The sequence below is a fragment of the Paracoccus sp. SCN 68-21 genome, from assembly GCF_001724535.1.
Classification (GTDB): domain Bacteria; phylum Pseudomonadota; class Alphaproteobacteria; order Rhodobacterales; family Rhodobacteraceae; genus Paracoccus; species Paracoccus hibiscisoli.
The window spans coordinates 1-26,316 of record NZ_MEES01000032.1 but is presented as its reverse complement, the minus strand read 5'-3'; the positions used below and the strand labels follow the sequence as shown (position 1 = coordinate 26,316).

Annotated in this window: 24 protein-coding genes; 6 read left to right on the top strand and 18 right to left on the bottom strand. The window is 68.4% G+C overall.

Annotated features, from left to right (window positions below; translation table 11 throughout):
* Positions 1-68: 68 nt before the first annotated feature.
* From paaG to ABS73_RS10730, 4 genes are all read left to right on the top strand, one after another.
* Positions 69-845 (top strand): 2-(1,2-epoxy-1,2-dihydrophenyl)acetyl-CoA isomerase PaaG, encoded by a 777-nt coding sequence (gene paaG / locus ABS73_RS10745; RefSeq protein ID WP_277020199.1) that lies wholly within the window; start codon positions 69-71, stop codon positions 843-845.
* Position 846: 1 nt separating this feature from the next.
* Positions 847-1,272 carry a hydroxyphenylacetyl-CoA thioesterase PaaI gene (gene paaI / locus ABS73_RS10740; protein WP_277020201.1) on the top strand — a complete coding sequence of 142 codons (426 nt, stop codon included), beginning with the start codon at positions 847-849 and terminating at the stop codon, positions 1,270-1,272.
* Between the two features lie 32 nt (positions 1,273-1,304).
* A complete protein-coding gene (paaK, locus tag ABS73_RS10735) occupies positions 1,305-2,618 on the top strand; it encodes a phenylacetate--CoA ligase PaaK (protein ID WP_277020203.1) in 1,314 nt (437 codons plus the stop codon).
* 85 nt (positions 2,619-2,703) lie between these two features.
* Entirely contained in the window at positions 2,704-3,303 is a 600-nt protein-coding gene (locus ABS73_RS10730; RefSeq protein WP_277020206.1) for a TetR/AcrR family transcriptional regulator, read from the top strand.
* Here the strand turns inward: ABS73_RS10730 and ABS73_RS10725 are convergent.
* The 11 genes from ABS73_RS10725 to ABS73_RS10675 form a co-directional block, all read right to left on the bottom strand.
* Positions 3,287-3,901, bottom strand: coding sequence for an acyltransferase (locus ABS73_RS10725; protein WP_277020209.1), 615 nt, complete (start codon positions 3,899-3,901; stop codon positions 3,287-3,289). The two genes, ABS73_RS10730 and ABS73_RS10725, sit on opposite strands and share 17 nt — an antisense overlap.
* On the bottom strand, positions 3,898-5,961 hold the full coding sequence (gene paaZ / locus ABS73_RS10720) for a phenylacetic acid degradation bifunctional protein PaaZ (protein ID WP_423805169.1): 2,064 nt from the start codon (positions 5,959-5,961) through the stop codon (positions 3,898-3,900). The genes ABS73_RS10725 and paaZ overlap by 4 nt, the downstream gene beginning before the upstream one ends.
* A 16-nt stretch (positions 5,962-5,977) precedes the next feature.
* A complete protein-coding gene (locus ABS73_RS10715; RefSeq protein ID WP_286693453.1) occupies positions 5,978-6,712 on the bottom strand; it encodes a Phenylacetic acid catabolic protein in 735 nt (244 codons plus the stop codon).
* Between the two features lie 4 nt (positions 6,713-6,716).
* Positions 6,717-7,793 carry a 1,2-phenylacetyl-CoA epoxidase subunit PaaE gene (gene paaE, locus ABS73_RS10710; protein WP_277020215.1) on the bottom strand — a complete coding sequence of 359 codons (1,077 nt, stop codon included), beginning with the start codon at positions 7,791-7,793 and terminating at the stop codon, positions 6,717-6,719.
* Positions 7,794-7,806: 13 nt separating this feature from the next.
* Complete coding sequence (paaD, locus tag ABS73_RS10705) at positions 7,807-8,319, bottom strand: 1,2-phenylacetyl-CoA epoxidase subunit PaaD (RefSeq protein WP_286693452.1); 513 nt, start codon at positions 8,317-8,319, stop codon at positions 7,807-7,809.
* Between the two features lie 5 nt (positions 8,320-8,324).
* Complete coding sequence (gene paaC / locus ABS73_RS10700; RefSeq protein ID WP_277020219.1) at positions 8,325-9,155, bottom strand: 1,2-phenylacetyl-CoA epoxidase subunit PaaC; 831 nt, start codon at positions 9,153-9,155, stop codon at positions 8,325-8,327.
* A gap of 20 nt (positions 9,156-9,175) precedes the next feature.
* Positions 9,176-9,460, bottom strand: coding sequence for a 1,2-phenylacetyl-CoA epoxidase subunit PaaB (gene paaB, locus ABS73_RS10695; protein ID WP_136857952.1), 285 nt, complete (start codon positions 9,458-9,460; stop codon positions 9,176-9,178).
* Between the two features lie 52 nt (positions 9,461-9,512).
* A complete protein-coding gene (gene paaA, locus ABS73_RS10690) occupies positions 9,513-10,499 on the bottom strand; it encodes a 1,2-phenylacetyl-CoA epoxidase subunit PaaA (RefSeq protein ID WP_277020221.1) in 987 nt (328 codons plus the stop codon).
* A gap of 15 nt (positions 10,500-10,514) precedes the next feature.
* Positions 10,515-11,720: a 3-oxoadipyl-CoA thiolase gene (pcaF, locus tag ABS73_RS10685; protein ID WP_277020224.1), complete on the bottom strand. Its 1,206-nt coding sequence runs from the start codon at positions 11,718-11,720 to the stop codon at positions 10,515-10,517.
* Between the two features lie 145 nt (positions 11,721-11,865).
* Entirely contained in the window at positions 11,866-12,684 is an 819-nt protein-coding gene (locus ABS73_RS10680) for a PaaX family transcriptional regulator C-terminal domain-containing protein (RefSeq protein WP_277020226.1), read from the bottom strand.
* A 63-nt stretch (positions 12,685-12,747) separates the two neighbouring features.
* A complete protein-coding gene (locus ABS73_RS10675) occupies positions 12,748-16,161 on the bottom strand; it encodes an indolepyruvate ferredoxin oxidoreductase family protein (RefSeq protein ID WP_277020229.1) in 3,414 nt (1,137 codons plus the stop codon).
* 124 nt (positions 16,162-16,285) lie between these two features.
* Between ABS73_RS10675 and ABS73_RS10670 the strand changes: the two genes are divergently transcribed.
* A complete protein-coding gene (locus ABS73_RS10670; RefSeq protein ID WP_277020232.1) occupies positions 16,286-16,741 on the top strand; it encodes an Lrp/AsnC family transcriptional regulator in 456 nt (151 codons plus the stop codon).
* 1,626 nt (positions 16,742-18,367) lie between these two features.
* Here ABS73_RS10670 and ABS73_RS10665 read toward each other — a convergent pair.
* The 5 genes from ABS73_RS10665 to hmgA all read right to left on the bottom strand — a co-directional run bounded on the left by ABS73_RS10665 (position 18,368) and on the right by hmgA (position 22,959).
* Positions 18,368-18,901: a CBS domain-containing protein gene (locus ABS73_RS10665; RefSeq protein WP_277020235.1), complete on the bottom strand. Its 534-nt coding sequence runs from the start codon at positions 18,899-18,901 to the stop codon at positions 18,368-18,370.
* Positions 18,902-18,998: 97 nt separating this feature from the next.
* A complete protein-coding gene (locus ABS73_RS10660) occupies positions 18,999-19,370 on the bottom strand; it encodes a thiol-disulfide oxidoreductase DCC family protein (protein WP_277020237.1) in 372 nt (123 codons plus the stop codon).
* 48 nt (positions 19,371-19,418) lie between these two features.
* On the bottom strand, positions 19,419-20,306 hold the full coding sequence (gene radC, locus ABS73_RS10655) for a RadC family protein (RefSeq protein ID WP_277020239.1): 888 nt from the start codon (positions 20,304-20,306) through the stop codon (positions 19,419-19,421).
* 81 nt (positions 20,307-20,387) lie between these two features.
* The gene (gene fahA, locus ABS73_RS10650; RefSeq protein ID WP_277020241.1) at positions 20,388-21,599 is read right to left on the bottom strand and encodes a fumarylacetoacetase; all 1,212 of its coding nucleotides are present in this window, start codon (positions 21,597-21,599) and stop codon (positions 20,388-20,390) included.
* Between the two features lie 4 nt (positions 21,600-21,603).
* Positions 21,604-22,959, bottom strand: coding sequence for a homogentisate 1,2-dioxygenase (gene hmgA, locus ABS73_RS10645; RefSeq protein WP_277020243.1), 1,356 nt, complete (start codon positions 22,957-22,959; stop codon positions 21,604-21,606).
* A gap of 119 nt (positions 22,960-23,078) precedes the next feature.
* Between hmgA and ABS73_RS10640 the strand changes: the two genes are divergently transcribed.
* Positions 23,079-23,507 (top strand): MarR family winged helix-turn-helix transcriptional regulator, encoded by a 429-nt coding sequence (locus ABS73_RS10640; RefSeq protein ID WP_277020246.1) that lies wholly within the window; start codon positions 23,079-23,081, stop codon positions 23,505-23,507.
* 51 nt (positions 23,508-23,558) lie between these two features.
* Here the strand turns inward: ABS73_RS10640 and ABS73_RS10635 are convergent, their stop codons facing one another.
* Together ABS73_RS10635 and ABS73_RS10630 are read right to left on the bottom strand one after the other, a co-directional pair.
* A complete protein-coding gene (locus ABS73_RS10635) occupies positions 23,559-25,676 on the bottom strand; it encodes a hybrid sensor histidine kinase/response regulator (RefSeq protein ID WP_277020248.1) in 2,118 nt (705 codons plus the stop codon).
* Between the two features lie 60 nt (positions 25,677-25,736).
* The coding region (locus ABS73_RS10630; protein WP_286693451.1) for an RsmB/NOP family class I SAM-dependent RNA methyltransferase at positions 25,737-26,316 on the bottom strand (580 nt) is incomplete at its 5' end.

The window sequence follows — 26,316 nt, the reverse complement described above, 5'->3', positions numbered from 1 at the left end:
GCTTCTCGGCCCTTGGCAGGGCCGAGATCGAAGCCGTCCGCTGAAGAATGGCGGGAAAGGGGGCAGTCATGCTCGGGGCTGATTTGCGCAACATCGCCACGCTGGTGCTGAACCGGCCCGACAGGCTGAACGCCTTGACCGAGGACATGCACCTGGCCCTGCGCGCCGGCATCCAGCGCGCGCATGACGACGCGGATGTGCGCGCGGTGCTGCTGACCGGCGCGGGGCGTGCCTTCTGCGCGGGCCAGGACCTGGGCGACCGCGACCCGCGCAAGGGCGGCCCCGCCCCCGATCTGGGCCAGACGCTGGAGACGTATTACAACCCCACGCTGCGGCTGATCCGGTCGCTGGACAAGCCGGTCGTCTGCGCGGTCAACGGGGTCGCTGCGGGCGCGGGCGCGAATATCGCGCTGGCCTGCGACATCGTGCTGGCGGCGCAATCGGCGCGGTTCATCCAGGCCTTTGCCAAGATCGGGCTGGTCCCCGATGCGGGCGGCAGCTGGTCGCTGACCCGCATCCTGGGCGAGGCGCGCGCCAAGGCGCTGGCCCTGACCGCCGAACCCCTGCCCGCCCAGCAGGCCGCCGATTGGGGCCTGATCTGGAAGGCCGTGGCCGATGACGCGCTGATGGATCAGGGCCGCGCGCTTTCCCTTTCGCTGGCGGCGGGACCGACCCTGGGGCTGGGCCTGACCAAGCGGCTGATCCAGGCGGCGGCCACCAACAGCCTTGACGAACAGCTGGATCTGGAGCGCGATGCCCAGCGCAAGGCGGGCCGCAGCGCCGATTACGCCGAAGGCGTGACCGCGTTCCTGGAAAAGCGGCCCGCCCTGTTCCGGGGGGAATGAGATGACCGATGACGATCTGGCGCGCGCCTGCGCCGCAGCGATGTGGGCCGAGGATCTGGCCTCGCAGCGCCTTGGCATGGTGCTGGAGGATGTGGGACCGGGCCGCGCCGTGCTGTCCATGACCATCACCGCCGACATGGTGAACGGGCATGGCAGCGCGCATGGCGGATTCATCTTTGCGCTGGCCGACAGCGCCTTTGCCTTCGCCTGCAACACCGTCGATCAGCGCAGCGTCGGACAGCAGGCCGCGATCACCTATCTGGCCCCGGCACGTGCGGGCGACCGTCTGACCGCCACCGGCACCGAACGCGCGCGCCCGGGCCGCAGCGGCCTGTATGACGTGACCGTCACCGGCGCCGACGGCACCGTCATCGCCGAATTCCGTGGCCATTCCCGCACCGTCAAGGGCCGCATCCTGGCCGACTGAACAGCCATCTCTGGGAGGAGACATTGGACCACATGACCGCACCGACCACCATGCTCGACCCCATCGAGACCGCCTCGCGCGATGAGATCGCGGCCCTGCAGCTGACGCGCATGAAACGCGCGCTGGCCCATGTCTATCAGAACTCGGCCTTTTACCGGGGGCGGTTCGATGCGCATGGCGTGCATCCGGATGACCTGCAATCGCTGGCCGACATCGCGAAATTCCCGTTCACGGTCAAGCAGGACCTGCGCGACACCTATCCCTTTGGCATGTTCGCGGTCCCGCGCGAAAAGCTGGTCCGCATCCACGGATCGTCGGGCACCACCGGCAAGCCCACGGTGGTCGGCTATACCGCCGCCGACATCGACCATTGGGCCAATCTGGTCGCACGGTCGATCCGGGCCGCGGGGGGGCGGCCCGGCGACATGCTGCACAACGCCTATGGCTATGGCCTGTTCACGGGCGGCATCGGCGCGCATTACGGGGCCGAGCGGCTTGGCTGCACGGTGGTGCCGATCTCGGGCGGGATGACCGAACGCCAGGTGACGCTGATCGACGATTTCCGCCCCCGCATCATCATGGTCACGCCCAGCTACATGCTGTCGATCCTGGACGAGTTCCGCCGCCAGGGCCTGGACCCGCGCAAAAGCAGCCTGCAGATCGGCATCTTTGGCGCAGAGCCCTGGACCAACGCCATGCGCGAGGAGATCGAGCAGGCCTTCGACATGCAGGCCGTCGACATCTATGGCCTGTCCGAGGTCATGGGCCCCGGCGTCGCCCAGGAATGCGTCGAGACCAAGGACGGCCTGCATGTCTGGGAGGACCATTTCTACCCCGAGATCATCGACCCGGTCACAGGCGAGGTCCTGCCCGACGGACAGATGGGAGAGCTGGTCTTTACCACGCTGACAAAGGAGGGCCTGCCCATGGTCCGCTATCGCACGCGCGACCTGACGCGGCTGCTGCCCGGCACCGCCCGCGCCATGCGCCGGATCGAAAAGATCACCGGGCGCTGCGACGACATGATCATCCTGCGCGGCGTCAACGTCTTTCCGACCCAGATCGAGGAGCAGATCCTGAAATGCGCGGGCCTTGCGCCGCATTTCCAGATCGAACTGACGCGGTCGGGCCGCATGGACGCGATGACGGTGCATGTCGAATGCAGCCCCGCCATGGCCGGCGTTGATGCCCGCGCGGCATCCGCGCGCGAGCTGGCCCATCACATCAAGTCGGTCGTCGGCATCTCGACCAAGATCACCGTCTGCGACCCGGCGGCGATTGCCCGATCCGAGGGCAAGGCGAAACGCGTGATCGACAACCGCCCGAAAGAACCGACCGGCGGATGACAGCGGGGGCTGCAGGCCCTACATCGCAGGGGGGCCGCAGGGCCTCCCGCTTGCCGCCGATACCATCCGAAGACGAAAGGCTGACATGGCCCGCACACGCGCCCAAGATTTCGAAGAAAAACAACGCGTCATTCTGGACAGCGCGGCCCAGGTCTTTGCCGAGCAAGGCATGGAAAAGGCATCCATGGCCCAGGTCGCCGCCCGCGCGCAGGTGTCCAAGGCGCTGCTGTATCATTACTACCCCAGCAAGGACGCGCTGATCTTCGCGATTATCACCACCCATCTGGAGGAGCTGGACGCCGCGATCGAGGCCGCCGACGACCCGAGCCTTGTCCCCGATCAGCGGCTGCGGCGGCTGGTGGGTGCGGTTCTGGAAAGCTATCGCGGCGCCGACAATCAGCACAAGGTCCAGCTGAACGCCACCGCCGCCCTGTCGGACGAGCAGAAGGCCGCGATCACCGCGCTGGAGCGCGGCATCGTCCGGCGGTTTTCCGTCGTGCTGGACCAGATCAACCCCGATCTGAACAGCCGCGAACGGCCCTTGCTGATGCCCGTCACCATGTCGCTCTTCGGGATGATGAACTGGGTCTACATGTGGTTCAAGGATGGCGGCCGCATCTCGCGCGAAGATTACGCCGACGTGGCCACCACCCTGATCCTGGAAGGCATCAAGTCGGTGCGCTAAGCCGCCGTCCGATCAGCAGCGGGTCGTATTCCGGCGCCTCGGCGCGCCTGCGGTCCGGCTCAACCGCGTCCAGCGCGGTGGTGGGCGTCAGCCGGTCGCGTGCCTCCAGCGCCAGGCGCTGATAGATGGCGGTGCCGCGGGTCTTCCAGTCGATCTCGGCCTGGGTCAGCATCCGCAAGACCTTGGCGGGCGATCCGACCGCCAGCGCGCCCGCCGGGATCTGCGCCCCCGCCTTGACGAAGGCCATCGCCGCGACGATGGCATTGGCGCCAATATCGGCCTCGTCCATCACCACGGCATTCATGCCGATCATCGCGTTGCGCCCCACGCGACAGCCATGCAGGACCGCGCCGTGGCCGACATGGCCACCCTTTTCGACGACGACATCCTTGCCGGGAAAGGAATGGACCACGCAGGTCTCCTGCACGTTGCAGCCCTGTTCCAGCACGATCCGCCCGAAATCGCCGCGCAGCACCGCGCCGGGGCCGACATAGACGCCCGCCCCCACGATCACGTCCCCGATCACCGTCGCGTCCGGGTGCACGAAGGCCGCCCCGTCGATCACCGGGCGGATGCCGTCCCAGGCCCAGAGGCTCATTCGGCGGCCTGCGCGGCCTGGCCCCAGGTTTTGGCCACCATGGTCAGCACGTCATATTGCGCGGCGACAGTGCCGTCCTGTTTGGTGACCTGGCAATCCCACCGCACCTCGCCATGATCGGCATTAGCGCGGGGGTTGATCTCTTTGCAGGTCAGGCGGACCTGCAACGTGTCGCCAAAATAGACCGGCGCCAGAAAGCGCATGTGGTCCACGCCGTAATTGGCCAGAACCGGGCCCGGCGCCGGGTCGACGAACAGCCCCGCCGCAAAGGACGCGATAAGATAGCCATGCGCCACGCGGTCGTCAAAGAACGGGTTCGCGCGGGCGGCATCGCTGTCCATATGGGCATAGAAGGTGTCGCCGGTGAAATGGGCGAAATGCTCGACATCTTCCTGCGTGACCGGGCGCGCGGCGGTGACCAGCTGGTCCCCGATGCGCAATTCGGCCAGCGATTTGCGGAACGGATGGGTGCCGGTCTGCGCGGGCGCGCCTTCGGACCAGCGGCCCGTCACCGCGCTGAGCAGGCCGGGCGCGCCCTGCACCGCCGTGCGCTGCATATAGTGTTTCACGCCGCGCATGCCGCCCAGCTCCTCTCCCCCGCCCGCGCGGCCCGGACCCCCATGGACCAGCCCCGCCAAAGGCGAGCCATGCCCGGTCGAGGATTTGGCCGACACCCGGTTCCCGATCATCACCCGGCCGTGGAAGGGCGCAAGGCCCAGCACCATCTCCTCGGCCACCCGGGCGTCGTCGGTGAAGACGGACGACACCAGCGACCCCTTGCCCATCGCCGCCAGCGCGACCGCCTGATCGACCCCATCATAGGGCAGCAGCGTGGCGACCGGGCCGAACGCCTCGCAATCATGCACCGCCACGGCGTTCATCGGATCATCGGCGCGCAGCAGCACGGGCGCCATGAAGGCCCCGCCCTCCAGCCCCTCAGGCACCGCGTCCGGGTCGCCCGCGACGATGTGCGCCACGGCCTGCAATTCGCGGATGCGGGCGCGGACCTCCTCTCGCTGGTCCAGGCTGGCCAGCGGCCCCATGCGCGTGCCCTCTGCCGCAGGCAGGCCGGGCGTTGCCCCCGCCAGCCGCAGGGCCAGCGCGTCCTGCACCGCGTCGATATGGGCGGCAGGCACCATCACGCGGCGGATCGCGGTGCATTTCTGCCCGGCCTTCGAGGTCATCTCGCGCGCGACCTCGCGCACGAACAGATCGAACTCGGGCGTCCCCGGCCCCGCATCCGGCCCCAGGATCGAGGCGTTCAGACTGTCGGCCTCCATCGTGAAGCGGGTCGAATTCTCGACGATCGCCTTGTGGCTGCGCAGCGTGCGCCCCGTCCAGGCCGACCCGGTGAAGGTCACCACATCCTGTCCCGTGACATGGTCCAGCAGATCGCCCACCGATCCGCAGATCAGCTGCAGCGCGCCCGCGGGCAGGATGCCGGTGTCATTGGTCGCGCGCACCACCAGTTCGGTCAGATAGGCGGTCTGGGACGCGGGCTTGACGATGCAGGGCATCCCGGCCAGCAGCGCGGGCGCGATCTTTTCCAGCATCCCCCAGACCGGGAAGTTATAGGCGTTGATATGCACCGCCACACCCTGCAACGGGGTCAGGATGTGCTGAGCGGAAAAGCTGTGATCCTTGGACAAAGGCTCCAGATCGCCGTCTGTCAGCAAGCGCGTGTTGGGCAATTCGCGCCGCCCCTTGGAGGCATAGGTCAGCATCGTGCCGATGCCCCCCTCGATATCGACCCAGCCATCGGCGCGGGTGGCCCCAGTGCGATAGCTTTCGGTATAGAATTCCTCCTTGCGGGCCATCAGCGCCAGGCCAAGCGCCTTGAGCATGGCCGCCCGGTCGTGAAACGACATCGCCCGCAGCGCAGGCCCCCCGGTGCGGCGGCCCCAGTCCAGCGCGGCGCCCATGTCGATGCCGGACGCGTCGATATGCGCCACCAGCGCCCCGGTCGCGGCGTCCAGCAGGGGGACGCCCTGACGCTCGCCGGGGGTCCAGCGCCCGCAAATCAGGCTTTCGAGGCGGCGCGGTGCAGCATTCATGGTCATCGGTCTTCCTTGGTCGTCAAAGGCCCAGCTTGGCCAGGTTCGCGGCGGCCATGGCCTGCCATTCGGCGCAAAGCGCCTCGTTCGTGCGATGGCGCAGGCCCAGGGCCGCCAGCCGGTCAAAGCGCGCCGACCCGGCCACCCCGAACCCCGCAGCCACGCGCGGCATCCAGTAATCGACGCTGGCGCGCACGCCCTCGGGGTCGCTTTCCGCCAGCCGTGCCAGCCCGTTCAGACCCAGGGTGGCATGGCGTGCCTCTCGCGGGGCGATCTGGCGGAAGGTGTCGGCCAGCGGGCCATAGGACAGGCGCGTCAGCTCGGTCATCTGGACGCCCGTGGCCAGCCCCTGCAGGACGTTCATCACCACCGCATCGGTCCAGCCGGTCAGCGGATAGTGAAACACCGACAGGCGCATGTCGCCTGACTGCCGCGCCTGCCCCAGATCGGCGTCGCGGGCCACGCGGGCCGCCCAGTCATGCTGGCGCTGATAGCGCGCGGTATCGGTGCCGAAATCGGCCATCACATTCAACACGCGTTCGGCGTGATCGGCCTTTTCCAGCGTGATCCGGCAGGCGGCGATGCGTTCGGTGATGCCGGGTGCCGCGTTGATCACGCCCGCGAACCCCGCCGAAGCCGCCAGTTCGCTGTCGACAAAGGACCCCATCAGCCGCAGCAGTTCTCCGCGATAGCGGGCCGGCACGTTGCCGGGCGCGGTCAGCACGCCGCCCTGCGCCAGATAATCCTGCAGCGCCATCACGTCATTCGTCATAGCTGATCACCACCCGTTCGCTGATCGGAAAGGCCTGGCAGGACAGGACATAGCCCGCCCGAACCTCGTAATCCTCCAGCGCGTGGTTGATGGCCATCTCGACCTCGCCCTCCAGCACCTTGCAGCGGCAGGTGGAACAGACGCCCGCCTTGCAGGAATAGGGCGCGTCCAGGTTGGCGGACAGCGCGGCGTCCAGGATGGACTGGCCCTGGCGCGGCATGTCGAAATGCCGGACCGCCCCGTCCAGCATCACGCTGGCCTGCGTTCCCGCCCCCGGCGCCACCGCCTGCTCTGACACGGCAGGCGCGCGCGCCCGGCCGGGCTGGCCGCTGGCGAACAGCTCGAACTTGATCTGCGCGTCATTCAGGCCGTGGTCGCGCAAGGATGCGGCGATGGCCAGCATCATCGGCTCGGGCCCGCAGATATAGGCCATGTCGACCGATTTCGGGTCGATCCAGGCGCGGAACAGATGCGCCATCTTGTCGGCATCGATGCGGCCGGTGAACAGGTCGATCTCCTGCCCCTCCTGCTCCAGCACGTGGATCACCGACAGGCGGCCCAGATAGAGGTTCTTCAGATCCTCCAGCTCCTCTCGGAACATGATCGTGCTGATCTGGCGGTTGGCATAGACCAGCGTGAACCGCGACCCGGGCTCGCGCGCCAGCACGGTCTTGATGATCGACAGCAGCGGCGTGATGCCCGACCCGCCTGCAAAGCCCAGATAGTGCCGCGCCGCATCCGCATCCAGCGCGGTGAAGAACCGCCCCATCGGCGGCATCGCCTCGATCAGGTCGCCCGGCGCCAGATTCTCATTGGCCCAGGTCGAGAACGCCCCGCCATCGACGCGCTTTATGCCCACGCGCAGGCAGCCCTCGTCCAGGCCCGCGCAGATGGAATAGCTGCGGCGCAGCTCCTCTCCGTCGAAATCGCGGCGGAAGGTCAGGTACTGGCCTTGGGTGAAGTCGAACAGGGCGCGATCCTCGGGGCGCGGGGTCAGCGTCAGCACCACGGCGTCACGCGTTTCGCGGCGCACCTCGGTGACGGTCAGGGGGTGGAAGCGTGCCATTGGGGTGCGTTCCTCAGATGCATTTGAAATAGTCGAAGGGTTCCATGCAGTCCGTGCAGCGCCAGCTGGCCTTGCACGGGGTCGAGCCGAACTGGCTGACCTTTTCGGTGGCGTTCGATCCGCAGCGCGGGCAGGCGATCACCAGGTTCGACGTGCCCGCCAGCCGCGCGACGCGCCCCGCCAGCCGCCCGTCCGCCGCCGTCCCGTCGATGGGCGGCGCGATGCCATAGGCGCGCAGCTTGTCGCGGCCTTCGGGGGTGATCCAGTCGCTGGTCCAGGGGGGCGACAGCTGGCGCCGCAGCTCCAGCTTGTCGATGCCATGGGCGCGCAGGGCGGTCTCGATGTCCAGGTTGATGATGCCGGTGGCGGGGCAGCCGGAATATGTCGGCGTGACGGCCACCACCAGCGTGTCGCCCTGCCAGGCCACGTCGCGGATGATGCCCAGATCGGTCAGCGAGATCACCGGGATCTCGGGGTCGGGCACCTGCGACAGCCAGTCCCAGACCTGGTCCGTGTCGACCGCCACCTGTGTCACCAGCGGGCGCCCGGATAGGCGCGTTGCAGGAACTGCATCTGCGCCAGCAGGTGGCCCAGATGTTCGCTGTGCACGCCGCGCTTGCCGCCGCCCATGCCGGTGGTGCCCTGTTGCCAGACCTCGCCCGGATGGGCCAGCGTGGCCTCGTCCAGGACCTGCGCGACCGTGCGGTCCCAGGCCGGGCGCAGGCTGGAGGGCAAGGGTATCACCCCCGCATCGGCCAGCGCCCGGTCATGGTCGTCATCGGTGAACATCTCTCCGGTAAAGGACCACAGCGTACTCAGCGCCCCCTGCATCCGGTCGTGGCTTTCCGCGCTGCCATCGCCAAGCCGCACCACCAGATCGGCCGAGCGTTCCAGGTGATAGGCGGCCTCCTTCCAGGCCTTGGCCGCGATCTCGGCGATGCGCGGGTCGGACGATTGGCGCGCCGCCTCCAGCAGTTCCAGGTGAAAGACGTCGAACAGGAACTGGCGCATCAGCGTATGGCCGAAATCGCGGTTCGGACGCTCGACCAGCAGCAGGTTCCGAAAGGCGCCCGCATCGCGCAGAAAGGCCAGATCGTCGGCGGTCCGGCCCCGGCCCTCGATTTCGCCGGCCAGACCCAGCCACAGCTGGCACTGGCCGATCAGGTCCAGCGCCTGGTTGGCCAGCGCAATATCCTCCTCCAGCGCGGGGGCGTGGCCGCACCATTCCGACAGGCGCTGGCCCAGGATCAGGGCGTTGTCGCCGGTCCGCAGCAGCCATTCGACCAGCGCGTCGCGATTGGCCGCTTGCGGGGCGGGGGCGGGCTGACCGGCGGGGGCCAGCGTTTCCAGAGCGGGGGTCATCACATCGGGCAAGGACGGCATCACATATGTCCGATCTCTGCAGGGATGTCGAAGAAGGTCGGGTGCCGGTAGACCTTGTCATTGGCCGGGTCGAACAGCGGCCCCTTTTCCGACGGGCTGGAGGCGGTGATCGCGCTGGACGGCACCACCCAGATCGACACGCCCTCGTTCCGGCGGGTGTAGACGTCGCGGGCGTTGCGGATCGCCATTTCGGCGTCGGGGGCATGCAGGCTGCCGACATGGCGGTGGTTCAGGCCGTGCTGGCCGCGGATGAAGACTTCCCAAAGGGGCCATTCGCTGGACATGGGTTTCCTCCCTCAAATCTGGCAGATGGCGGGCGCATGGCCCGCCGGAGAATTATTCTGCGGCGACACGCCGGGCGCGGGCCTTGTCCGCATGGGCCATCAGCCCGTCGCGGAACCATGCCCCGTCCTCCCAGGCCTTGACGCGGGCGCCAAGCCGTTCGGCGTTGCAGGGCCCGTTGCCCGCGATCACGGCATAGAATTCGGACCAGTCCGGCTCGCTGAAATCATAGCCGCCCTTGTCGTCATTCCAGCGCAGATCCGGATCGGGGACGGTCAGGCCCAGATACTCGGCCTGCGGGACGGTCTGGTCGACGAACTTCTGACGCAGCTCGTCATTGGTGTTCATCTTGATCTTCCAGGCCATCGACTGTTCGGAATGGACCGAATCCTTGTCCGACGGCCCGAACATCATCAGCGACGGATACCAGAACCGGTTCAGCGCATCCTGGGCCATGGCCTTCTGCTCGGGCGTGCCCGCGCACATCTTCATCATGATGTCATAGCCCTGCCGCTGGTGGAACGATTCCTCCTTGCAGATGCGGATCATCGCGCGGGCATAGGGGCCATAGCTGGTGCGTTGCAGCGGCACCTGGTTCATGATCGCGGCCCCATCGACCAGCCAGCCCACCGCGCCCATGTCGGCCCAGGTCAGCGTCGGATAGTTGAAGATGCTGGAATATTTCATCTTGCCGGAATGCAGCGCCTCCAGCAGCTCGTCGCGGCTGACGCCCAACGTCTCGGCCGCGGAATACAGATACAGGCCGTGCCCCGCCTCATCCTGGACCTTGGCCAGCAGGATCGCCTTGCGCTCCAGCGTCGGCGCGCGACCGATCCAGTTGCCCTCGGGCAGCTGGCCCACGATCTCGCTATGGGCGTGCTGGCCGATCTGGCGGATCAGCGTCTTGCGATAGCCCTCGGGCATCCATTCCTTGGGCTCGATCTTTTCGTTGCGGTCGATGCGCTCCTGAAAGGCGCGCTCCTGGTCGGACATCCCCTCGCGCGGGGTGCAGCCTTCGGTCGTGACAAGCTGAGCATACATGGCAAGCGTTCCTTTTCAGACCCGTTCGATGATGATCGCGATGCCCTGCCCCACGCCGATGCACATGGTGCACAGCGCATAGCGGCCACCGCTGCGGTGCAGCTGATACATGGCGGTGGTGACCAGACGCGCACCCGACATCCCCAGAGGGTGCCCAAGCGCGATCGCGCCGCCATTGGGGTTCACATGGGCCGCGTCATCGGGCAGGCCCAGATCGCGCAGCGTGGCCAGGGCCTGGGCGGCAAAGGCCTCGTTCAGCTCGATCACGTCCATCTGGTCCAGCGTCAGGCCGGCGCGCGCCAGCACCTTGCGGGCGGCCGGGGCGGGACCGATGCCCATGATGCGCGGCTCGACGCCCGCGGCGGCCATGGCGACGATGCGGGCCCGCGGCGTCAGGCCCTGCGCGCGGGCGGCGCCCTCCGACAGGATCGCCAGCGCCGCCGCCCCGTCATTGACGCCGGACGCATTGCCCGCCGTCACCGACAGGTCGGGGCCATTCACGCCGCGCAGCCGCGCCAGTTGGCTGGCGGTGGTGCCGGGGCGCGGGTGTTCGTCGGTATCGACGACGACCGGGTCGCCCTTTTTCTGCGGGACGTGGACCGGCACGATCTCATCGGCGAACAGCCCGGCGTCCTGGGCTGCGGCCCACCGCTCCTGCGACCGGGCGGCAAAAGCGTCCTGATCGTCGCGGCTGATGCCGTAATCGGCGGCGACGTTGTCGGCGGTCTGGGGCATGCTGTCGACGCCGAACCGCGCCTTCATCGCCGGGTTCACGAAGCGCCAGCCGATGGTGGTGTCGAACACCGCATTGGCGCGGGAAAAGGCGCTGTCGGCCTTGGGCATGACAAAGGGCGCGCGGGTCATGCTTTCCACGCCCCCGGCCAGCACGAAATCGCAATCGCCCGCCTTGATGGCCCGGGCGGCCATGCCGACCGCATCCATCCCCGATCCACACAGGCGGTTCACGGTGGTGCCCGGCACGCCGACCGGCATGCCCGCCAGTAGCACGGCCATGCGGCCCACGTTGCGGTTATCCTCGCCCGCCTGATTGGCGCAGCCATAGATCAGGTCGTCCACCGCCGACCAGTCCACGCCGGGGTTGCGGTTCATCAGCGCGCGCAGCGGCAGGGCAGCCAGATCGTCGGCGCGGACCTGGGCCAGCGCCCCGCCATAGCGCCCGATCGGCGTGCGCACCGCGTCGCAGATGAAAGCATCCTGCATGTCGTCTTCCCCCGGTCTCTCCTCGCGGGCCGGCCCATGCACGCATGGTCGGCCCGCCCTTGAGGACAGGGATACCACCAAAACATTACACGTCAAACAGTTTTTTGGTTATCTGTGTAATGTTTAATGCGACGTTGTCGCATCATCACCGCAACATATTGATCCTGTTCATGCTTTCTACTGTCTGCCGGGCCAGCGGCCCCTCCGCGTCCTGCAGCAGGGCGATCTCGGCCTCGGCGGGCGGCGTCAGGCGCAGATAGAGGTCGCGGAACAGCGCCCGCGCCCGGGTGCCCGACCAGTCGGCAGGCAGCAGCGCGGGCGGCAGGAACGGGTCGCGCAGCACCGCCGCGCGATAGGCATGGACCAGCAGCAGCCGCAGGGTCAGCGCATGGTCGGGCGCAGCATCGCCCACCGCCACCGGCCCCAGGCAGGCGATCATCCGGTCATAGCGCGCGGCGACAGCCTCCAGGTCCCAGAACGCGGCGATGCCCGGCACGTCCTGATCGCCACGCACGCGCATCACCACCCGCGCGCCGGGAGGCAGCGCGCCGCGATCGGGCGCCAGCCAGCAGGCCCCGCCCACCGGCGCCAGGTGATGCGCGCGGCGCAGATCGTCGGACACCTCGTCCAGCGCCAACAGCAGCCAGCCCTGCGGCTGCGGCGCGGCGGCATAGAGCAGCGCGGTCGCGCGCCCGAATTCGGCCCGCGCGGCATCGGCCAGGCGGTAAAAGCTGCGCCGCCCCTGCCGGTCCCCCGCCAGCCGACCCGAGGCCACCAGCCGCGACACCGCCGTGCGGACCTGGTTTTCGCCAAAGCCCACTCGGGCGCAGATCTCGATCAGGCTGCCCATCCACAGCACCTCTCCGCGCGGGACGACCACATCGCCATAGACGGTGATGATAAAGCCGGGCGCGGTCAGCTCCAGCGCGCGGGCCAGCGCCATGGGGCAAGGCGGGGTCTGCATGGGGCGGTCCTTCCTGCGGAGATGGGGCGGTTCTGCCCCATCCCGGCCCGCGCGACAACCGCGTCAGCGCAGGATCGCCGCCACCTGTTCGCGGACCCGGTCGGCGGCCTGATGGCGCACCGGGCCATAGCCGCGGATCTGCTGCGGCGCGGCCAGCAGGGTCAGGGCCTGGTCCCCCAGGGCCGCGTGATCGCGGGCCACGCGGTCCATCACGCCCTCGAACCAGGCCAGCAGGTCGCGGTCCAGCCGCCGGTCGGCGCTGCGCGCAAAGGGGTCGGCCCAGCTGCCCCGCAGCGGGCGCAGCCGCGCCAGGGCGCGCAGAACGGGGCGCATCCACGGGCCGAACGCGGTCTTTTTGGGCCGCCCGCGCCCATCCCTGCCACGCGGCAGCAGCGGCGGGGCCAGATGGTGGCGGATGGTGTAATCGCCCTCGAACTCGGCGGCGATGCGGGCGGCGAAGGCGGGGTCGGCATGCAGGCGCGCGACCTCGTATTCGTCCTTGTAGGCCATCAGCCGATAGAGGCTGTCCGCCGCCGCCGCGACCAGTGCCTCCGACCCTTCGGGCAGGGCCGCGCGCAGCACCGCCAGCCGGTCGGCATAGCGCCGCGCGTACGCCGCATCCTGATAGGCGGTCAGCAGCCCCGCCCGATGCGCAATGATCTGCTCCGCGCCCTGCGGCGCCGGGGTCGCGCGGGCGGCCAGGTAACGCTCCAGCGCGGCGGGGTCGGCGGCCAGCACGCGGCCCAGGTCAAAGGCCATCGCGTTGCGTTCGACCGCGACGGCGTTCAGCACGATCGCCTGCTTCAGCGCCAGTTCGCTGACCGGCACCATGCCCTGCTGCCAGGCCGCGCCCAGCAGCATGATATTGGCAAAGACCGCGTCGCCCATCAGCTGCTCGGCCATGCGGTTGGCGTCAAAGGCCAGCAGGTTCGCCGCGCCGACCGTCCGCGCGATCAGATCCTCGCGCGCAGGGATCTTCAGATCGGCGTCTCGGTTCAGGACCAGATCGCCCGTGGGCATCGGCGCGCGGTTCAGCACGACCCGCGTGCCCGCGCGGTAATGCGCCGACGCCTTGGGCGACGAACACACCACCGCGTCGCAGCCGATCACCGCATCGGCATGGCCGCGGTCGATGCGCACCTGATGGATGTCCTCCGGGCGCGGGGCCAGCCGGACATAGCCCAGCACGGTCCCGAATTTCTGCGCAAAGCCGGTGAAATCCAGCACGCTGGCGCCCCGCCCCTCCAGATGCGCAGCCATGGTGATCAGCGCGCCCACTGTCACAACGCCGGTGCCGCCGACCCCCGCGACCAGCAGGTCATAGGGCCGGTCCAGGTCCGCGATGTCGGGCTGTGGCAAACCGGCGTGCAGGGCGGCCATGTCCAGACCGGCGGGGGCGGGCTTGCGGCGGCGGCCGCCTTCGATGGTGACAAAGCTGGGGCAGAACCCGTCCAGGCAGGTGAAATCCTTGTTGCAGGACGACAGGTTGATGCGCCGCTTGCGGCCCAGAGGCGTCTCGACCGGCTCGACCGACAGGCAGTTCGAGGCGATGGAACAGTCCCCGCAGCCCTCGCAGACGGCCTCGTTGATGACCGCGAAACGGGCGGGGTCCGGGGTCTTGCCGCGCTTGCGGCGGCGGCGTTTCTCGGTGGCGCAGGTCTGTTCATAGATCAGCACGGTGACGCCGCGGATCTCGCGCAATTCGCGCTGCACCGCGTCCAGGCGGTCGCGATGATCCAGCGTGGTCCCTGCCGGAAAGTCACGCAGATCAAAGGCCTGCGGGTTGTCGCTGACCAGCGCGATGCGGCTGACCCCTTCGGCGCGGCAGCTGTGGGCGATGGCCTGCACGCTGACCGGGCCGTCCACCGGCTGCCCGCCGGTCATCGCCACCGCGTCGTTATAGAGTATCTTGTAGGTGATGTTGCCGCCCGCAGCGACCGCCTGCCGGATCGCCAGAGAGCCCGAGTGATACCACGTCCCCTCGCCCAGGTTCTGGAACATGTGCCGCCCGCCATTCCAGCGCTGCGCCACGGCGATGGGCACCCCCTCTCCGCCCATCTGCGCATAGCCAAGCGTGTCGCGGTCCATCCAGCCCGCCATGACATGGCAGCCGATGCCGCTGGCCGCCTGACTGCCCTCGGGCAGCTTGGTCGATGTGTTATGCGGACAGCCCGAGCAGAAATAGGGCGTGCGGGCCGCGCCCGGCACCGACAGGACCGGCGCAGGCGTCTGGGTCAGGGCGCGGGCGCGGTCCTCCAGCCCCTCCTCCGGAAAGAACCGCGACAGCCGTTCGGCCAGCACCGGGACCAGCATCAGCGGGCTGAACTCTCCGGTCCAGGGCAGCAGCGGGTCGCCCGCCGCGCGGTGCTTGCCCACCATCTTGCGGGGCTTGGCGCCGGGCCAGTCATAGAAATACTCCTTGAACTGGCTCTCGATGATGCCGCGCTTTTCCTCGATCACCAGCACCTCGTCCTTGCCGGTGACAAAGGCCAGCGCGTCGCGGCGCGCCAAGGGCCAGACCATGCCCACCTTGTAGATGTCGATGCCAAGGCGGCGGCAGGCCCCCTCGTCCAGACCCAGCAGGCGCAGCGCCTCCAGCGTGTCCAGATGGCCCTTGCCCGTGGTCACGATGCCAAAGCGCGCGTCGGGGATGTCATAGGTTCGGCGGTCGATGGGGTTGGCCTCGACAAAGGCCTCGACCGCGCGCAGCTTGTGGGTGATGCGGGTCTCGATCTCGGGGCTGGGCAGGTCGGAATGGCGCACATGGATGCCGCCCGGCGGTCCGGTGAAATCGGGCTGGGCAAAGACGCGATCCTGCGGCAACTCCACCGACTGCCCGGATTCCACCGTCACCGAGATCGCCTTGAACCCCACCCAGGTGCCCGAGAACCGCGACAGCGCGATGCCGTATTCGCCAAAGGCCAGGTATTCCGCGACCGAGGCCGGGTTCAGCACCGGCATGAACCACGACATGAAGGCCACGTCCGACTGATGCGGCATGGACGACGACACGCAGCCGTGGTCATCGCCCGCCACGACCAGCACGCCGCCCTTGGGCGCGCTGCCATAGGCATTGCCGTGCTTGAGCGCATCGCCCGACCGGTCCACGCCCGGCCCCTTGCCGTACCACATGGAAAACACGCCCTCGACCCGGCAGTCGGGGGCCAGCGACGCCTGCTGCGCGCCCAGGATCGCGGTCGCGGCCAGATCCTCGTTCACGGCGGGCAGGAACTCGATCCCGGCCTCGGCCAAGCGGGCCTTCTGGCGCCACATCTCCTGATCGACGCCGCCCAGGGGCGAGCCGCGATAGCCCGACACGAACCCCGCCGTGTTGCGCCCCGCCGCCCGGTCACGGCGCGCCTGATCCAGCATGATCCGCACCAGCGCCTGCGTGCCGGTCAGGAACACCCGCCCCCCGGCCCGCGCATAGCGGTCGTCCAGCTGATAGGTGTCGAACTGTCCCTGATGCCGCGTCATCGCATATCCCCCCTGCGCATCCGCCGATGATACCCTGCACGCCTTGGAGGTTTTCTCCAGACTGCTGGCCAAATCGCCGCGCGGCGAATAATCTGACCGCCAAACCCCTGAAAACCGGAACGCCATGCCAGCCGACGACCCCACCGCCCGCATCCTGGCCGAGCTGCGCCGCGACAGCCGCATCCCCAACGCCACCCTGGCCGAGCGGGTGGGCCTGTCGCCCTCCTCCTGCTGGCGCCGCGTGCGCGCGCTGGAGGAGACGGGCGCAATCCGCCGCTATACCGTCGATCTGGATGACGACGCGCTGGGCGACCACTTCAAGGCCATCGTGCATGTCAACCTGGAGCGGCACGACCAGGCGCTGGTCCAGGACTTCATCCGCATGACCCGCACGACGCCTGCGGTGCGCGCCTGCTATGCGACGACCGGGGCCGCCGATTACCACCTGCACGTCACCTGCCGCGACCTGCCGGCCTACAACCGGTTTCTGGACGACCACCTGCTGTCCCTGCCCGCGGTCAAGGGCGCCCAGACATTCCTGGTGTTGAAGACGATCAAGGATGACGGGCTGATCGACTGACGCCCCGTATCTGTCCAGACCACCCGACCCCGACGATACAAGGCCACGGCGGCACGTCATGGATCAACCACCCCCGCGCCTCTGGCAAACGAGCGATCCAGGCGGATGGCGATGATGCAGGCGCGCCCCGCGCCGATCCGGTGCTTGGACGGGCCGCTTCAAAATCCGGGACCGAAAGGGACTGCGGAGCCAGTTGACCGCCGTCAGGAGGACGCCCCATCGGCGGGGCCGACACCCTGCCCCGAGCCACCGTCGGCATCGCGGGCACGACCCGGTGACGCTGATCGCGTCCGTGCCGATCCCATGATGGTCATCGCCCGCGCCAAACACCGCGTGGCCGCGTGTCGCGCGGTTCAGGGCCCTGGCATAGATCATCTGGGCCCTCCCCGGTGATTGGCCTGGCTCAGGCCCGGCGGGCGCAGGCGGACAGGGCGGATCGCTGCGACTGGTGCCCATGATTCTGGTCAGGTCCGCCTGCTTTGCAGTGCCATCACGAGCCACGCAGTCAGAGTGCGGGCCCGATCGCCAAGGATGGCCGCGCCCCGGCGGCGTCAATGTCCGGACAAAGCCCGCCCCGGACAGTCAATAGACTGGCAGACCAAATGTAGACATTATGGCGCGGCGTTGATGGCCTTGCCGCAGGTCCGGGTCAGGAACAGATGCACAGTCCCGGAGGCGGCAGCAGGGGTGAACAGATATGTCACCGCGACCTCGCCCGCTGCTATCACGGCGGGCAGCGTGTCCCGATCCGGTCCTGTGACATCATCGTCCGCCAGGCCGGGATGCACCGGTCGTCCAATCATGTCGGCCCGGGCTGCCGCAAGATTTCCCGCCGGGACGAAGGGCCTGATTGCCCTTTCGGCGAACCCATTACCACCCCGGACTGCGTTGCAACCTTGACTGTCCCTTGGCCATTCCACATGGACGTCGGCCAGCCAAAAGAGACTGCAGGTCAACGATTGTTCTGGCACGGCCTGAACCGGCACAAACAACTGAAGCGGTTCCAGTCCTATACGAAGCCCTGCTCCCGCGCCCGTCAACCAGTCGCGACCGTCATGTGACGAAGTGCGATGCGTCGTGGGGGGGGGTAGCGCCCGACATCGCTCCAGGTCCAGGCGCCCTCGCTGCTTCGCCCTGTCAGCCCGTGACCCTAACTGCGCCCGGCATATCGGACAGTCGTTGCGCATCGTTAGGCTGATGGCCCTGATCCGGGTGACCTGCAGGTCCTGCCGCGCAAAGACCTCGGGCCGCTTGTCGTCGATGCAGCGGGCCTCGGCACCACGGGGCCGTGATCCAGCCCCGGTGCAGACCCTGTCCGTCAACAGAGCGACGGTGGCCATCCCCGGCAGGGATAGCACCATCCCGCGGCCGCGGTGATGACAGCGATCGGGCACAGGAAAGGCAGGATATCGCTGGCGGCGGCGATGGTCATGCTCCAACGAGCGGGGGAGTATGATCCTGTGGCACCTGTCCCTGTGGCGCCGTCTGATCCACCTTCGCGATCACATCCTGCAGCCGGGCCAGACCGAGCGAACCGAGCAAGGGGGTGCTGCCTTTTCGGCATGGCGCGTCTGATGGAACACCCCAGGCCGCCGACCAGCGTCCCGGACGGCGCGCAGCCGTGGTTCAGGTCAGCGCCAGCACCGCCACCAGGATCAGGCCCAGGGCCAGCAGGCCGGTCAGGATATAGTGCAGCTGCCCCAGGATCGTGGCCTTGGCCAGGCCGCCCGCCTGATACAGCAGGTCGGGCCAGGTGTAGCTGACGAAATCGCCCTGGGTCAGCAGCGCCTGCAACCGGCCCTCGGCATCGACCACGGGCAGGCGGCGGAACCGTTCGTTGGACATGATGCGCAGCCAGTCCAGCACGTTGTCGGTCTCTCGTGCCATGCGGATGTCGGCGGTCATGATCTCGGACAGGGTGACGTGGTCAGGGTCGCGCCGTTCGGCCACCAGCTTGAACATGATGTCGCGCTCGGTCACGATCCCCTCGACCCGGTCGGAGGCATCGGTGATGACGATGCAGCCATAGTTGCGCGCCTTCATCGCGGCCACCGCATCTGACACGGTCGTGTCGCGGCGCCCGGTCAGGGGGCTGAACTTGCTTGCATATTCGGGGCGATCGACAATCCGGGCGCCTTTTCGGGCGGTGCCTGCCTGCATGGGGACGATCCTTGTTCCTGGAACCCGCGCCCGATCAGCGTCGCGCCTGCGGCCCCGCCGATCAAGCGGTTTCTGGCGTCAGGTCGTCGCAGCCCCCTCAGCGCCCCGTCCGGCGCAGATGCCGCCGATAAAGCGCCGGGGCCAGCACCCGGTCATAGACGACGGTCGCCAGCGGCCGGATCACCGGCGCGCCGATCACCCGCGCCAGCCAGCGATAGCGCGGCATCCGCGCCCACAGGACCAGAAAGGCCGGAATGCCCGAACTCACGCGGCCCTCGTGCAGCACATGCAGACGGCGCGCGGCGGCATCGGCATCCACGCCCCATCCCGCCAGCGCGTCGGAGCCCAGATCGTCAAAGGCGATCGGCAGCCCCTCGCGTTCGGCATGGCGGGCATAGTGCCGGATCTCTGCCCGGCAGACCGGGCAGGCGTCGTTATAGAGCACGCGGGTCGGGGGCGCATCGGTCATGGGGCCTACCATGCCGGTCGGGACGCGCCCCGGCCATCGGGCAGCATGTCACATCAGCCCGCTCTCGCGGAACGAGACCTCGGCATCCTTGCCGATGATCACGTGGTCGTGGACGGTGACGTCGATGCCCTCGCAGGCGCCGATCACGCGGGCGGTCATGGTGATGTCCTCGCGGCTGGGGGTCGGATCGCCCGAGGGGTGGTTGTGGACCAGGATGACGGCGCTGGCGTTCAGCTCCAGCGCGCGCTTGGCCACCTCGCGCGGATAGACGGGGACATGGCCCACCGTGCCGGTGCCCAGGGCCTCATCGGCGATCATGGTGTTCTTGCGGTCCAGGAACAGCACGCGGAACTGCTCGGTCTCGCGATGCGCCATGCAGGTCCGGCAATAGGCGATCAGCGCGTCCCAGGAGGACAGCACCTCGCGTTGCAGCACCCGCGCCTGCGCCATACGCTGCGCAAAGGCATCGACCACGCGCAGCTGCAGATAGACCCAGCGATCCGCCCCCTCGATCTGCATGATGCGATGCTCGGACGCGGCGATGACGCCGTTCAGATCGCCAAAGGCCGCCAGCAGACGCTTGGCCAGCGGCTTGACGTCGATCTTGGCGATGGCGTTGAACAGCAGCAGCTCCAGCAGCTCGTAATCGGGCATCGGGCCATGGCCGCCCTCCAGGAACCGCGTGCGCAGGCGTTCCCGGTGGCCCCAGTAATGCGGGCGCGCCTGCCCGGCCTCGTCCCGGATCAGGCCGCCGCCTGCGGTGACATCGGCGCCCAGGCGGTCGGTGACGCGAAAGGGGCGGACATAGGCCGGCTGCGTCACGACATCGGGGGGCGGGCTGCGGGCCTCCAGCTCGGCCAGGCCCTTCAGCGCGGCCTCCGAGAAGCCGTCCGCCGCAGCGCGATTCGTGTCGGTCTTGTCGTGATATGCTGTCATGTCGCCTCGATCGTCCTGGGACCGGTTCCGTCCCGCCCCGCCATCCTGCGCGATCGAGGTAAAGGAACCGTTAACGCCGGATCACGGCCGCGCCGGCAGCACGCGCCCCGTGCAGGGGCCAAAGCCCACGCGATACCCCGCGCCCTGGGCAAAGCCGAACAGCGCGACCTGATCGCCATCCTCAAGGAAGGTGCGGGGCGCACCGTTCACGGTGACGGGCACGCGGCCCCCCTGGGTCATCTCCAGCAATGCGCCGGTCTGGTCGGGCGCGGGCCCCGAGATCGTCCCCGTCCCCAGCAGATCGCCCACCCGCATCGGGCAGCCCGACGTCGTGTGATGGGCCAGTTGCTGCGCGCTGGACCAGTACATCTGGGTGTAGTTCGTGCGTGCCATCTCCTGCCCGTTCAGGCTCCAGCCCAGGGTCAGATCGTAGAAGCCGGGCCGATCCTCGCGCAGATAAGGCAGCAGGTCATTGTCGCGCGGCGCCCCGGCCCGGCGGAACGGCTCCAGCGCGGCCAGCGTCACGATCCAGGGGCTGATCGTCGTGGCCAGTGCCTTGGACTGGAACGGGCCCAGGGGCTGATACTCCCAGGCCTGAATGTCGCGCGCCGACCAGTCGTTCAGCAGGACATAGCCAAAGATCATCTCCTCGGCCTGGGGGACGCTGATCCGGTCGCCCATCGTGCTGTCGGCACCGACGATGGCGCCCAGCTCCAGCTCCAGATCCAGGCGGCGGCAGGCGGTCCATTCCGGCCCCTGGGCGCCCGCGACCTGGCCCATGGGACGCCGGACCCCGGTGCCCGACACCACGACCGAGGACGCCCGCCCGTTGTAGCCGATGGGCATATGCGTCCATTGCGGCGGCAGGGCGTTCTCAGGCCCCCGGAACAGCAGGCCGACATTGAAGGCATGGTGCCGCGAGGCATAGAAATCGGTGAATTCGCTGACCCGGATCGGCAGGTGCAAGACAGCGCCGTCCATCGCCACCAGCGGCAGGTCGCGCGGCCCGTCGGGGCCAAGCAGATCGGTCAGGCGCGCCCGGACGCGGTCCCATTCAGCGCGACCGCGGGCGATGAAGTCGTTCATCTGCGGGGCCGAGAAACTGCCCCCCGTGTCGATCAGGCCCTGCGCCTCGCAGGCGGCCAGATCCAGGATCAGGTCCCCGATGGCCACGCCGCAGCGCCGCGCCGTGCCGGGGGTCGAAAAGACCCCATAGGGCAGGTTCGCGATGGGAAAATCGCAGTCGGGTTCGTTCGCGGAGGCCACCTGGCTGCGGGGGGCGTGCGGGGTCATCGCGCTATTTCACGCCGGGGGTGCCGTCGAATTTCTTCTGCAGCGGCGCCCACAGATCGGCATAGTCGGGCTGCATCGGGGCCTCGCGCGCGGCGAATTCGGTCAGGTGCTGGGGGAACCGCGTCTCGAACATGAAGGACATGGTGCGGTCCAGCTTTTCGGGGCCCAGATCGGCCGTGCTGGCACGCTCGAACGCGTCGCGGTCGGGGCCGTGGGGCAGCATGCAGTTATGCAGACTGATGCCGCCCGGTGCAAAGCCCTGCGGCTTGGCGTCATAGACGCCATAGATGTTGCCCATCAGCTCGGACATGATGTTCTTATGATACCAGGGTGGGCGAAAGCTGTGCTCGGCCACCATCCACCGCTCGCGGAACAGGACGAAATCGATATTGGCCGTCCCCTCCTGCCCCGACGCGGCGGTCAGAACGGTGAAGATCGACGGGTCGGGATGGTCGAACAGGATCGCGCCGACCGGGGAATAGGTGCGCAGGTCGTATTTATAGGCGCAGTAATTGCCGTGCCAGGCAACGACATCCAGCGGGCTGTGGCCGATATGGGTCTCGTGGAACTGGCCACACCACTTGATGACGACGCGGCTTGGCACCTCGCGGTCCTCGAAGGCGGCGACGGGGCATTTGAAATCGCGCGGATTGGCCAGGCAATTCGCGCCGATGGGACCGCGATCGGGCAGGTCGAACTTTTGGCCGTAATTCTCGCAGACAAAGCCGCGCGCGGGGCCGTCCAGCACCTCAACCCGATAGACCAGGCCGCGCGGCAGGATGGCGATCTCCTTCGGCTCCAGGTCAATCACGCCCAGTTCGGTGCAAAAACGCAGCCGCCCCTCCTGCGGGACGACCAGCAGCTCGCTGTCGGCGGAATAGAAATACTCGTCCTCCATCGACCGCGTGACCAGATAGACATGGGTGGCCATGCCGACCTGGATGTTCACGTCGCCGGCCGTGGTCATGGTCCGCATGCCCGTGATCCAGGTCAGCGGCTGATCCGGCACCGGGATCGGGTCCCAGCGGTACTGGCCCAGGCTGGTCACGTTCGGCAGCACGTTCGGCGCGGTCTTCCAATAGGGCAGATCGATGGGGGAAAAACGCCCGATATGATGCACCGAAGGCCGGATGCGATAGCACCAGGTCCGCTCATTCTGGCCGCACGGCGCGGTGAATGCGGTGCCTGACAGCTGCTCGGCATAAAGGCCGTAGTTGCATCTCTGGGGGCTGTTCTGGCCCTGAGGCAGCGCATCGGGCAGGGCCTCGGTCTCGAAATCATTGCCGAAACCGGGCATATAGCCCGCATGCGGGCCGGCGGACGCGGCACGGATCATGCCCTGCGGCAGGTCTTGGGACATCTCGGCACGCCTCCCCCGGATCGGTTCCTCGGGGTCCAGCATATCGTTGCAGATGCAACGACGTCAAGATCGTTGCAGGCGCAACGATTTTCACCGATGCTGGGGACAGGAGGCCTTGTATGCCCTTTCACCTCGACACCTTCCTGCCCTATCTGCTGTCGGTCGCGGCCCACCGGACCAGTGCGCGCTTTGCGGCCCTCTATGCCGCCGAGGCGGGGCTGACGATCCCGGAATGGCGCGTGCTGGCGCATCTGGACCATTCGGGCGCGGCCAGCGTGCGCGACATTCATGCGCTGGTGCATCTGGACAAATCCGTGGTCAGCCGCGCCGCCTCGCGGCTGGAGCAGGCAGGTCTGGTCGAGAAACAGGGCGACACCGCCGACCGGCGCCTGATCGTGCTGCGCCTGACCCCCGAGGGAACGGCCCTGATGCTCCGCCTGAGCGGCATCGCCGAGCGGTTCCAGGCGCAGTTGGTGGCCGAGCTGGGGGCGGACGCCCCCACCCTTGCCCGGGCCTTGCAGCGGCTGGCACCGGGGGGCGAGCCGTGACGGGGCGATCGACCGATGTCCCCGCTGCCACGCGCGGAACCACTGGGCGGTCTAATGCAGTCGCTCGCCTCCGGCGGGACGGGCCAGTTGCATCTCGACCATCTGGGTCAGTTCGGTCAGCGTGAACGGCTTGGCCAGGAACGAGGCGTCGGGCACCGGCACCTGGCCGTCCACGAAGATATCCTCGGTATAGCCCGACATGAAGATGACCTTGGCCGCGGGCATCAGCCTGCGTCCCTCGCGGACCCAGGCGGGACCGTCCAGACCGGGCATCACCACATCGGTGACAAAGATGTCGATCGGACCCTGGCGGGCCTGCAGCACGGCCAGGGCAGCCTCGCCCGAGCCCGCCTCCAGCACGTCATAGCCCTTGAGCTTGAGCGCCCGGGCGGCAAAGGCGCGAACGGGCGCCTCGTCCTCGACCAGCAGGACGGTCGCGCGCGGCCCTGTCTGCAGGGATGCCGCGGGCCGGGGCGCCGTGCGCGGTGCCGGGGCGGCCACCGCGGGGGCATGCGCATGGGCCGGAAAATAGATCGAAAAGGTCGTCCCCTCATCCACCACGCTGTCGCAGAAGATGAAGCCGCCGGTCTGCTTGACGATGCCATAGGCGGTGGACAGGCCCAGGCCGGTCCCCTCTCCGGTGCGTTTGGTGGTGAAGAACGGCTCAAAGATCTTGCCCAGGTGATCGGGGGCGATGCCGCAGCCCTGATCGCGGACCTGGATGCGGACGTAATCGCCCTTGGGCAGGGTCACGCGGTCGCGGGTCATGGCCTCGGCCAGGTGCAGGCTTTCGGTCCGCACGGTGATGTCGCCGCCCGACGGCATGGCGTCGCGCGCGTTGACGACAAGGTTCATGATGACCTGCTCCAGCTGGCGCTTGTCGGCGCGGATGGCGCGCAGCGCCGGATCATAGGTGATGGTCAGTCCCACCCGCTCGCCCACCAGGCGGTTCAGCAGATGGGTCAGATCGGCCAGCGTATCGCGCAGGTCCAGCGTCTGCAGCTTCAGCGTCTGCTTGCGCGAAAACGCCAGCAGCTGACCGACCAAGGCGGCGGCGCGGTTGGCGTTCTGGCTGATCTGGTCCAGGTCGGCATAGTCGGGGTCACCCTTGTCCCGCTTCAGCATCAGCAGATCGCAATGACCGCTGATCGCGGTCAGCAGGTTGTTGAAATCATGCGCGATGCCACCGGCCAGCTGGCCGATGGCCTGCATCTTCTGGCTCTGGACGAATTGCGCCTCCAGCGTCTTGAGGGCGCTGGCATCGGTCAGCACGGCGATCAGACGCCCTGGATCGGACGGATCACGCGCTAGCGACAGCTGGTAGTGACGGTCCCGCATGTCTCCGTGGCGGCTGTCGCGGTGGCGCAGGCGCAGCATCTCGGTTCCGTTTGAGGCGCGTCCGGCGCTGAGGTCGGCAAGCCAGGCGGCCAGGGGCCGGCCCGGTCCCTCCAGCAGCTCGGCCAGGTTCTGCCCGGTATCATCGCCCGACAGCATCCCCTCCAGCAACTGGCGCGCGGCGGCATTGGCGCGGCAAATGCGCCCATCCGTTGCCAAGCGCAGCAAGGCCACCGGTACGGCATCGAAATCATCGGCGGGCGCGTCCTCGCCCAGGGCCAGGGCCGCCTCGAACGCATCGGGCTGCACCCCGGCCCGATGCCAGGACCAGATCTGCAGCGGGGCGTCGGGCAGGCAGGACAGGGACAGCACCTGCCCCTCGGCCAGTTCCAGATCGGCATTGCCGTGGCGCATGGCGCGGGCGGTCAGTTCGGCCAGCTGCCCCTCCGCGTCGGCCCGCAGGCGCGCGATGAGCGACAGGACCGGGCGGCCGGTCAGGTCGTCGAATTGTTGCTGGGCCGCGTCGTTCTGGAACAGGACCTGACCGCGCGCATCGCAGAGCCAGACCGGGTCCGAGGCTGCAGCGACCTCTCCGCGGATGGCGCGCAGGGCGCGGCGCGCGGCCATGCCCCGCGTCAGGTGACCCAAGGCCACTGCGCCACCCATCAGATACCACGCAACCGCCACGGTCGAGGCCAGAAGAGCCCCCAGCCCCATCGCGGCGCCCGGATGAACTACCAGGATCGCCGCACCGACCACCATCGGTGCCAGCAGCAGCGGCAATGCCGCCATCGCGCCGCGCGGAAGCCCCGCCTGTTCGTCCAGATGCGCCATGCGAGTCGTCCCCTTGCGTCCGATCCCCCTGAAACTAGCGCAGGATTGCTTAAATTTGGGTTAACTCCGCACCAGCCGGGCCATGAAAAACCCGTCGCCCCCGTCCAGAGGCGTCCATGTCTGGCGGTCGCCCTCCCGGAACCCGGGATTGGCGGCCAGAAAACCGTCGATCTGCGCGCCGTTCTCGGCCTCCAGCAGCGAGCAGGTCATGTAGGCCAGGCTGCCCCCGGGCGCGACCAGGACTGCTGCCTGTTCCAGGATGCGGCCCTGCACGGCCACCAGTTCATCCAGCCGCGCCCGCGTCAGGCGCCATTTCGCATCGGGCGTGCGCCGCCAGGTGCCCGAGCCGGAACAGGGCACGTCCGCCACCACCAGGTCATAGGGACCGCGCGGCCGCGCCTGCAGCGCGATGGACAGCCCTGCCCGCCCGGCCCGCGCGGGCAGGTCGGCCATGCGCGCGGGCGTCACGTCATGGGCCGCGACCTGCATGTCAGGCTGGCGCGCGGCCAGGGCCAGCGCCTTGCCGCCCCCGCCCGCGCAGTAATCCAGCACCCGCATCCCCGGCGCCAGGGGCAGGCGGGCGCAGGCGCGCTGCGGCGACAGGTCCTGCAACTCGACCAGACCGTCGCGATAGCAGGCC

Bases quoted from the DNA above. Each gene is read 5' to 3' on its own strand.
- hmgA (WP_277020243.1), bottom strand. From the start codon at position 22,959: ATGTCCCAAGACCTGCCGCAGGGCATGATCCGTGCCGCGTCCGCCGGC.
- paaE (WP_277020215.1), bottom strand. From the start codon at position 7,793: ATGGCACGCTTCCACCCCCTGACCGTCACCGAGGTGCGCCGCGAAACG.
- radC (WP_277020239.1), bottom strand. From the start codon at position 20,306: ATGACAGCATATCACGACAAGACCGACACGAATCGCGCTGCGGCGGAC.
- paaZ (WP_423805169.1), bottom strand. From the start codon at position 5,961: ATGACCATGAATGCTGCACCGCGCCGCCTCGAAAGCCTGATTTGCGGG.
- paaA (WP_277020221.1), bottom strand. From the start codon at position 10,499: ATGTATGCTCAGCTTGTCACGACCGAAGGCTGCACCCCGCGCGAGGGG.
- ABS73_RS10730 (WP_277020206.1), top strand. From the start codon at position 2,704: ATGGCCCGCACACGCGCCCAAGATTTCGAAGAAAAACAACGCGTCATT.
- ABS73_RS10640 (WP_277020246.1), top strand. From the start codon at position 23,079: ATGCCCTTTCACCTCGACACCTTCCTGCCCTATCTGCTGTCGGTCGCG.
- paaG (WP_277020199.1), top strand. From the start codon at position 69: ATGCTCGGGGCTGATTTGCGCAACATCGCCACGCTGGTGCTGAACCGG.
- ABS73_RS10665 (WP_277020235.1), bottom strand. From the start codon at position 18,901: ATGCAGGCAGGCACCGCCCGAAAAGGCGCCCGGATTGTCGATCGCCCC.
- paaK (WP_277020203.1), top strand. From the start codon at position 1,305: ATGACCGCACCGACCACCATGCTCGACCCCATCGAGACCGCCTCGCGC.
- paaB (WP_136857952.1), bottom strand. From the start codon at position 9,460: ATGTCCAGCGAATGGCCCCTTTGGGAAGTCTTCATCCGCGGCCAGCAC.
- ABS73_RS10725 (WP_277020209.1), bottom strand. From the start codon at position 3,901: ATGAGCCTCTGGGCCTGGGACGGCATCCGCCCGGTGATCGACGGGGCG.
- fahA (WP_277020241.1), bottom strand. From the start codon at position 21,599: ATGACCCCGCACGCCCCCCGCAGCCAGGTGGCCTCCGCGAACGAACCC.
- ABS73_RS10680 (WP_277020226.1), bottom strand. From the start codon at position 12,684: ATGCAGACCCCGCCTTGCCCCATGGCGCTGGCCCGCGCGCTGGAGCTG.
- paaI (WP_277020201.1), top strand. From the start codon at position 847: ATGACCGATGACGATCTGGCGCGCGCCTGCGCCGCAGCGATGTGGGCC.
- ABS73_RS10675 (WP_277020229.1), bottom strand. From the start codon at position 16,161: ATGACGCGGCATCAGGGACAGTTCGACACCTATCAGCTGGACGACCGC.
- ABS73_RS10715 (WP_286693453.1), bottom strand. From the start codon at position 6,712: ATGGCGCTGCAGGATTATCTGGCGCAGGGCGGCGTGCTGACCGCGCCC.
- ABS73_RS10670 (WP_277020232.1), top strand. From the start codon at position 16,286: ATGCCAGCCGACGACCCCACCGCCCGCATCCTGGCCGAGCTGCGCCGC.
- paaC (WP_277020219.1), bottom strand. From the start codon at position 9,155: ATGACCCCCGCTCTGGAAACGCTGGCCCCCGCCGGTCAGCCCGCCCCC.
- ABS73_RS10660 (WP_277020237.1), bottom strand. From the start codon at position 19,370: ATGACCGATGCGCCCCCGACCCGCGTGCTCTATAACGACGCCTGCCCG.
- ABS73_RS10635 (WP_277020248.1), bottom strand. From the start codon at position 25,676: ATGGCGCATCTGGACGAACAGGCGGGGCTTCCGCGCGGCGCGATGGCG.
- pcaF (WP_277020224.1), bottom strand. From the start codon at position 11,720: ATGCAGGATGCTTTCATCTGCGACGCGGTGCGCACGCCGATCGGGCGC.